General features: G+C 49.3%; 6 protein-coding genes. 1 reads left to right on the plus strand and 5 read right to left on the minus strand.

Annotated features, from left to right (window positions below):
• Positions 1 to 419: 419 nt before the first annotated feature.
• Entirely contained in the window at positions 420 to 596 is a 177-nt protein-coding gene (locus tag KDK19_RS03850; RefSeq protein WP_257291367.1) for a hypothetical protein, read from the minus strand.
• A 187-nt stretch (positions 597 to 783) separates the two neighbouring features.
• Between KDK19_RS03850 and KDK19_RS24280 the strand changes: the two genes are divergently transcribed.
• Positions 784 to 963 carry a helix-turn-helix transcriptional regulator gene (locus tag KDK19_RS24280; protein ID WP_368736434.1) on the plus strand — a complete coding sequence of 60 codons (180 nt, stop codon included), beginning with the start codon at positions 784 to 786 and terminating at the stop codon, positions 961 to 963.
• A gap of 6 nt (positions 964 to 969) precedes the next feature.
• Here KDK19_RS24280 and KDK19_RS03855 read toward each other — a convergent pair whose 3' ends face one another.
• From KDK19_RS03855 to KDK19_RS03870, 4 genes are all read right to left on the minus strand, one after another.
• Positions 970 to 1,482 carry a hypothetical protein gene (locus tag KDK19_RS03855; protein ID WP_257291368.1) on the minus strand — a complete coding sequence of 171 codons (513 nt, stop codon included), beginning with the start codon at positions 1,480 to 1,482 and terminating at the stop codon, positions 970 to 972.
• A gap of 8 nt (positions 1,483 to 1,490) precedes the next feature.
• Positions 1,491 to 2,612 (minus strand): phage tail protein, encoded by a 1,122-nt coding sequence (locus tag KDK19_RS03860; RefSeq protein WP_257291369.1) that lies wholly within the window; start codon positions 2,610 to 2,612, stop codon positions 1,491 to 1,493.
• 69 nt (positions 2,613 to 2,681) lie between these two features.
• Complete coding sequence (locus tag KDK19_RS03865) at positions 2,682 to 6,971, minus strand: fibronectin type III domain-containing protein (RefSeq protein ID WP_257291370.1); 4,290 nt, start codon at positions 6,969 to 6,971, stop codon at positions 2,682 to 2,684.
• The coding region (locus KDK19_RS03870; protein ID WP_257291371.1) for a hypothetical protein at positions 6,971 to 7,943 on the minus strand (973 nt) is incomplete at its 5' end. The genes KDK19_RS03865 and KDK19_RS03870, both read right to left, overlap by 1 nt.

A 7,943-nucleotide genomic window follows, 5' to 3' on the forward strand; every position in this document is an offset into this window, starting at 1 on the left:
GGTCTTAACCCGTGCACTCTTCCCCCAGAGGCACGGGTTTCTTTTTTCCCGTCTCCCTTGCTATGGAGTCCATTTTAGAGGGGTTTCTGTTGATTAAATGATTCAGCCGGTATTTTTATCATCCGTTCATAGATGTCTATAGACAGTCAAAAAACTTGCGCAAAACTTGCGCAGAACTTGCGCAAGATTTTTTGCACGTTTCCTCTGGCGGCATTACATTTGACAGGCCACTCCATTGTGGCGATACTTGCCCCGTCATCGCCTGACGATGCTGATAACATCACATGGCGGGGCAATCCCGATCAGACGAAGGCTTTTGAGCCGGGTGTCCTGGTCTATAAACGTTAGTTCGCTAGCGGGAAATGTCAGGGGAGTGCCATGTGCTCTTATCAGCACCCGGCACCACTCGTATTCAATACTTACTCTACTTTCAATTTTCTCTCTAGCTCATTCAGCAACGACAGCACGCCGATCAGACGTTGCACTTCAGCAAGGTCGTCGCTGCTTCCGAAGCACTCATATTGAGCACTCCGGCTTTTCTTTGCATACTCTGCAACTGCCTGAAGTTTTTTAACGATTGTTAGCGGATGACTCACAAAGATCCCTTGTTTTATGGTGTGAATTTGACGGGGAGAATTTATAGGTCATCCGGCTTAACCTGATTGATGCAAGTCAACTTTTAGGAAATACACAACCTCCGGTTGTTCGTGAAATCCGAATAGGTATAGGGGTTTTGAAGTGGATCAGGTATCCCGCCTGATTTCATTGAGCCTTTTGAGAGCAATGAACAAAAAGAACTACAGCGAAAAAAGGCTGGCGAGGGAATTAGGAGTATCACAGCAAGCTGTCTCGAAATGGCTAACAGGTAAGAGCGTTCCAAAGCTGCAATTATTTTATAATATCTGCGTAGCTGTGGACGTCTCACCAAATGATCTTCTGCTATGGCTCGAAGACGACAGGTAGCCTTTGCTACAAATAAAGTTCGGCTGCTGTCCAGAACTCCGGCGGCTCTGGTGGGTCGATGTGCGGAAACCCCTCACTATCGGGCCACTCGATCAGTGCAACCCGATAATCATTCAACTGAATGGCCGCTGCCTTTTTATCTCCTGATACCTCAAACGGGAACGTGTCAACACCAAAAGCAGAATCATTCTTGTATTGATCGAGCCGTTCAGCAACAAGCCCTATCTCGTGATTTCGCCAAATTCGCTTAGTCTCCGCTATCTGCTCATCTGTTGGCGGTGGCGGTGGTGCTTCAAGCTCAGCTCTCAGTCTGGCGTGTTCTAAGAGTATGGGCAGGTATGGCTCAAGATCGGTAAAAGGTTGGTTTTCTGTCCCGTCGTTGAACTCAACCTCTCCAGCCCCGGCGAGCCATTGTACTGCATGAACGTTTTCAGGCTGTCCGGTGTCCATGCTCAGCCCGTAACCGTCCACGACCACAAGACGGTCATCATTTACTATTGTCAGTCTCTGAATTTTCATTGATAGCCTTACAGTTTTACGATGTAGCAAAGCGCATAATAGGGAGGTCGAACGTCTACAGTGTGTGAGTGGCTGCCAGAACTGCCAGAGCTGCCGCTGTGGTTGTGGGAGCCAGAGCCGCCTTCATAATCCGCCGTATTGTCGCTGTGCATCAGCTTTATTTGCTGAGAAGAATGATGAAACTGCGTCCTCACCGCCCCATCTGACAAAGATCCGCCATTATCACCAGAAGCACGCAATTTTAATCTATGTTTGTGCGAAGGCATTTGGCTTGTCGACAGCGTGGTATTACCAACACTAACAGTATGCGAATGACTCCCCGCTGCACCGGTTGTCTTACTGACACTCCCGCCATTATTGCCAACAGCGTACGCACTGCCAGCCCCGACAATAAAGCGGTCCTGTAAATTAGGGATTTTAATACCGTTACTCGTGTTGCCCTGACCGTTTGCCAGCTGCCAGCCGGACGGAATTTGCGCCTCTGTTCCTGCCCACATGATGATCGCACCTGCCGGAACGCCTGCCGCTATAGCCTGATTTTTAGCGTCTTTAACAGCCTTTTCTGTTGCGGCTTTTGTCTCTGAGCTTCCACCCGTGCTGTTTGAAAGCTGGACTACGCCCTGAGCGCTTGTACTTGCGTTCGGCAAGTCGCCTTCTGGGTGTGTGTGCTGCCTGTCAGCGGCTCCTATGCTCGATGGCGTGTGGCTGTGTGTTGCCGTTGCGTAGTAACTGGCCGCCTGACCATTAAGCTTGCTTGAGTCTGCCGCTTTCTCAGTTTTTCCAAGCTTATTGTCGTTCAGGTTTTTAGCGGCTGCCGCAAGCAGGTATTTGCTGGTTGACGGGTCTGTAACACTGCTGGTATTGCCGTAGTTGGCAACGCTGCCAAGTCCAACATCACCCTTTGTTGGCTTGTTGCTCTGGTCGTAGATCATCACCCAAGCGTCATTATTGGCATTTCTGCGCCAACGCTTATTAGTGTCTGTCTCAAACCAAACCATTCCAGGCACTTTGTCTGTCGGCTCGACACTTCCAGAGTTCGCGGATTGAACGGCAGCCAGTATGGTATTTAACTCAGCGCGAAAGGTGGCCCCCGGCTGGTTATCCAGATAATAATCGTCTGCTGTACTCATTTTTTCCCAGACATAAAAAAGCCCGGCACTGCTTCCAGTCCGGGCAACGTTTAAAGGTAGGTGGCGTGCTTACTGCTCGCCGTATGATGTGGCTATGTAGTCAAAGGTTCTCGCTATCCCTGAGCCTGAGCTGTTATAGAACCGGATATTAAAACCGTCGTTGGCGTTGTTGGTGATCTCGTATCTATCGCCCTGATCCATGTCCTGCCCGGTAATGCCTATAACAGCCGGAGACAGGAAAGCTTGGTTATAAGTGATCCTTATTCCTTCCGCTGGACTGCTGACACCGACAGCGTACTCAGTCCTGTCTGGCACGTCGGCTATTAGCCGCAAGTTGGCCAGTGTGCCCACAGCTTGAGGGTTGTCTGTAACCAGAGTTACACGAAGCCTGAACGCTCTGGCCCGGAACTCACCAACCAGAAACTGAGTCCATTCAGACCAAACTGCACTATAACTAGCCGGGTCATCGTCGGTCTGGCTGACTTCATATTGAAGCCAAGTGTTGCCGGGGTCGGAACCGTCGAACATTGGCCATTCGTCTACGTTGTCTTCTAGATTGTCGATCAGTTCAGGGATGTAAACAGAACCGTCGATCTGGAGGGATAGACGGGCTGTGAAGACTGCTTCAAGATCAAGGGCTTGCTCCATTACGTAATGAGGCGGTCGTTCTGCATCTGACAGATTCTCTATCCTGAAGTCGTAAAAGCTTATCGTGCTCCCTTTTGTATCGTTATCTAATCGAAACGCTCTTGCTGGCTTTGTCTCATTTGGGTTAGTTCCAATTTCATAAATGAACTCATATTTCCGATATTCTTCTGTTAGAACTAAAACCTGTTCCTTAGTCCACTCCCACTTGGAAGTATCCTCAAAAATAAAAAACGCTGATCCTGACCCCTCTATATCCGATTTCGCCACAAACGACACTTTAATTGTGTCGCCGACGCTTACAGGCTTTGTCAAGTAAGTGTATCGGGTGTAAGATTCATGATTGCTTGAATCACTTGGATGATTGAAGTCGTAGACTATATGTCCATCCACTTGTTCACCTGAATCAACGATTGTGCCTCCGTTGTTTGCGCCTGAACTCTCCCAATCCATATTTAGAGATAAATTGTCTAATTTACCAAGCGTCAGGGAACCACCTTCGCTTACCTGTGCCTTGAATTTCTCCCCCGGCCAGTCTTTAGGCTCTTCACGCTCAACAATCCGGTTATACCCCAGCATGTTCCCAATATTTGAAACCACGATAGCGGCTTGAATAGACCACCGAGAAAAACCGTTTACGGCTTTCACAAGGTAGGTGCCAGAGAGCAGAGGGACATTGGTCAGAGTAGCGTTACCCGGTAGACGTTCGGTAAGAGGAACTGCACTTTCCCAAGTTGCAGACTCACCCGTCAAGTGAGTGTGTCTTACATGGATAGAACCGCCACTTAATACAGTGGGGTCAGTCATCAAGTTCCAAGACAGCATTGCAACACTCGAAGACAAAGCCCGGAACTGAAGCCCTTCTATGTTATCCGGTGCTCTGTCCATCCCAACTACATTAAATGTAATTTGGGCATAACCAGACAGCTCAGACGCAAGCCGGGCACGCACACGGAAAACATAATCACCGGGCTCTAAGTTCGTGAGGCTCGCAGACGTAGCAGGGCCAGAGTAAGCACCCGACCACGACTGAGCAGACAAAGGTCTGTACTCCAGCTCATAGGATTGTGCGTAATTGTCGCCTGGCTTCCAACTAACAATGACGGACTGTGTAAGTGTGGAACCGCCGCCCGTTATCTCTTCCACCGCTCCAAGGTCGGTAGGTGTTGCAAGCCCTTCTACTTGCGCTACAGTCGTCGCAAACTCTGAGTATGTCGCCCCTGAATAGGACACCGCCCTGACTTTCACAACATAGGAACCTGCAGCCAGAACGGGCAGCATGTATTCAGTGCTCTGTGTCATCGTCTTAAATACAATGTTGCTCTGAATATCGACTAACTGGATCTCATAGCCCGATATAAACTGAGTCGAACCGCCAGACTCCCAGCTGACTGTACCGGATGAGCCGGAGTTTTCAGGGGATGGGACATATTGCAGATTGACAGGAGCTGGCAAGTCATCCGATGTAAAGTCTATCTCTGCCCAATCGGACAGATCAGACCCAGAACGACCCCGAACCCGGATAACATAAACTCCGGGCTCAGAGCTTGGAACAGGCCACTCTCTGGCGCTCACACTTGCCCCCGTCCACAGAACGCCGTTAAGCCGCATTTCAATATCCCACGCCTGACCAGCTCCCGACCATGTTAACAGTGCAGCAGTCTGGCCCTCCCCGTCTTCATCAGTAAGAGTGAGATTTGTCGGTATCTCAACAGATACAACTTCAAAGGTTCCTGTACGCCAGCCTGTTTCTGTGCCGAATGGTGGAATACCTTTAACCCTGACTTCGTGCCTTCCAGCTCCCAAACCCTCAACCCAACAGCTTAGGGTTGTGGTAGTGGTGACTGGCAGCCAGTCAGCTGTATTGTATGGCCGTGTTTCTACTTGAAACTGAACAGTCTCCTCTTCAAAGGCTTCCAGTCGATCCACAGACCAAGAAACAAGAGCTCTTGCAGGAAATGCGGAAACGTCGATCTCGTCAGCACTGATAGAAGTGATTTCAAGTGTTGGTATGCTGGACGTGTACCACTCCTCAGCAGGATCAGAAACCGCACCAAAATTATTTTCAGCTCGAATTGTTACCCGGAATTCTCCAGCAGATGGAACGGGAAACCTGAATCGCTGTTCTATGGTTTCACCTGTGGCTATCTCTGTTCCCTGCCATTCACCGTCTATGTTTTCCATGTTTTCAACGGTAACAAGATAGCGGGAGACACTGCCCGGTGCTTCATGCTCCCACTGTAGCTCTGTGATCCATTCTCCATACTGCTCAAACTCAGAATGTTCAATGTCATAGGGTGGGTCAATCTCTCCGGCTTCTGGGAGATCAGTCAGCGGCGGACGGTCAACGACAGTGCCTATGTAGTCATCCCACAGACTTTCAAAGTCCTCACGCAGTGCAAGAGTGATACCGTCTTCGTAGTTGAACTCCCAGGATTCAACATAGAAATTACCAGCGATGCCGATGGTTGGAGAGTCGAGACTAATAACACTGCCTGCTCTGGCAGGATACGCCCTGAAATTACAAGGAACCTCCATAGTCAGGAGTCGTGCCCGGTTTAACTCCAACGATGCAAGACGCTGGGCCTGATCAGGGGACTGCACAAACTCAAGGTCAAAGTCCCCCTCAAGCTCTTCGCCATCGTCTTCTATATATTCCAGGCTGCCCACTTCAGGAAAGTCTGCCGACTGAAATTCTGTCTCAGCATCGGTATAAGAGCCCCTGATAATGTTCACCAAGTCTCTACGCTCTGGCATCGGCTGTATAGTCACATCTCCGATAATCTCATGCTCTGAGATCTCAAAGTCTGCAGGGCCATGCCATGAAGCAACCTGTATAGAGAATTTGCCGCCTGTATAAATGATGCGGCCGCCGCAGGTCTGAAGCATCTTCTCTATTACATCAGCATGACTCTCGTCAAAGTCATAAGCGCCGCCAGCCTGATAGCGGTGCTCTTCTGCACCGACAGCAGTTACAACGGGCTCTATGCAAATATCACGGGCTCTGGCAAACGAGTCAAAGTCTATCTCCTCGTCTGCCGCCTCGAAATCGTCTTGCAGGTATTGAAGAATCAAGTCAGATGATAGGGGAGGCTGAACCGATCCACCGGAGACCGGGCGAGCATCAATCAGGAACTCGTAGGGTGGAATACCGTTTGAAAAATAATCGTTGTGGTATCGCATCTCTATGTGAGCAAGGACAATACCAGCACCTATCATGTCTTCAGTCCAGCCCGGAGCACCCCGCAAGCTCGGAAGGTCATCAATGCTTTGCTGACTACCGTCGTAGATTGTCGCTTTCAGGTATCCGTTATAAGCCTCTGCCACAAACCGAGCCCCTGAAGCGGTCTCTATCCTGGCTGTCTCTATAACCTCGTCATCTTTGAAGATTTTCGGAACGTCATAAACAACGGGCTGGCCTGACTTTTTCTTGCCGACCAGAGCCAGAACAATATGCAGTATGTCTTGAGTCTCTGTTTCAGCGTAGATCAGAGCTCCTGATAGTTGCGTCATGCCCACCGCTCCCACCATCGGGATTTGTGGCCCTCTGACCATCTGTTTTCGTTCGGCTGGCTTGGTTCCAGATCCAGAACTACCCCGGTGTTTTGGCTTTATAACGGATGGAGAGCCAGCAAACGACATCAGGCCCGATGTACTTAATGAGCCTGCAGCACTGCTTTTGCTTGATAGATCATTGATAACGGATGAAAACATTATGCTCTCAGCTGAATGGGTGAATCGTTGCCGCCCCAGTAAATTTCTCTGCCAGACAAGCCAGCAACATACTTGAAAGCTCTGTCTCCGGGGTGTCGTGCTGTGTGGCTTTCGTCGTTGAATCGGTCAGCTCTTGATTTGTCCCAATCCTCGAATCGGTTTGAGCCAGTGACTTCTATTGTGTTTTCTTCGCCGTAGACGACTTTTGCATCTATGAGCTTGCCGTTCCAGATGGTTTCTACGGCTTCAGGCTGGTAATTCTCATCAAGGGCGACAAGGTGAACTTTGACGGGTCGGCCATGGTATTTGGCTCTTAAAACTTCTCCACGTAGAGAGTCGTCGAAGCCTGATAGTTTCAGCTCGCATCTTACGGGGCTGCTGCCTGCTTCTTCTGAGATGGCGGAGACTTCGCCGAGTGCGCCTATGCCTTTAAAAAGGGTGTCGCCTTCTGTTGCCCACTTGACCGGCTCCCACTCTTCACCGGGATCAAACCCGATAAGCTCTCCATCGGTTGAACCCTCGCCCCATTCATCTTTTAGTATTAGAGTTGTTGGTTTTGTCTGACTTTGAATAAGAGACGAGTAATAGCGGCTATTTTCAGGATTGACTTTATCTACAAGCTTTACGTCATAGATTTGCCCATTTGCAGCATAACCGTAGTTTGGCTCTGTTGCGCCAATAGCCAGTTCAAATAATTCCGGGACAGAAACATTGCTAATTGATTTCAAAAGAACCCCGTCAAGGTAGGCATAAAATTTTTTATCACTCTTTGAATAAACGATTGATGATGTGTACTTTTTACCTATCTCTGTGTATTCCCCTGTCATTCCTTCTTTATCACCGCAGCCTACAGTTAAAATCCCCCCGCTTTGAGTTCCGATGTACAGAGCATTAGGGATTCTTGCTCCTGTTCTCCAGTCTTCAAGGTTGTTTTGAACAAATGTAACCGAATATTCAAAGTCGCCTGCTGGA

Origin of the sequence: Endozoicomonas sp. ONNA1, assembly GCF_024606325.1 — a bacterium.
Lineage (GTDB): Bacteria > Pseudomonadota > Gammaproteobacteria > Pseudomonadales > Endozoicomonadaceae > Endozoicomonas_A.

What these genes read in the sequence shown, in the direction of transcription:
- KDK19_RS03865 (WP_257291370.1), bottom strand. Translation starts at nt 6,971, where the DNA reads ATGTTTTCATCCGTTATCAATGATCTATCAAGCAAAAGCAGTGCTGCA.
- KDK19_RS24280 (WP_368736434.1), top strand. Translation starts at nt 784, where the DNA reads ATGAACAAAAAGAACTACAGCGAAAAAAGGCTGGCGAGGGAATTAGGA.
- KDK19_RS03860 (WP_257291369.1), bottom strand. Translation starts at nt 2,612, where the DNA reads ATGAGTACAGCAGACGATTATTATCTGGATAACCAGCCGGGGGCCACC.
- KDK19_RS03855 (WP_257291368.1), bottom strand. Translation starts at nt 1,482, where the DNA reads ATGAAAATTCAGAGACTGACAATAGTAAATGATGACCGTCTTGTGGTC.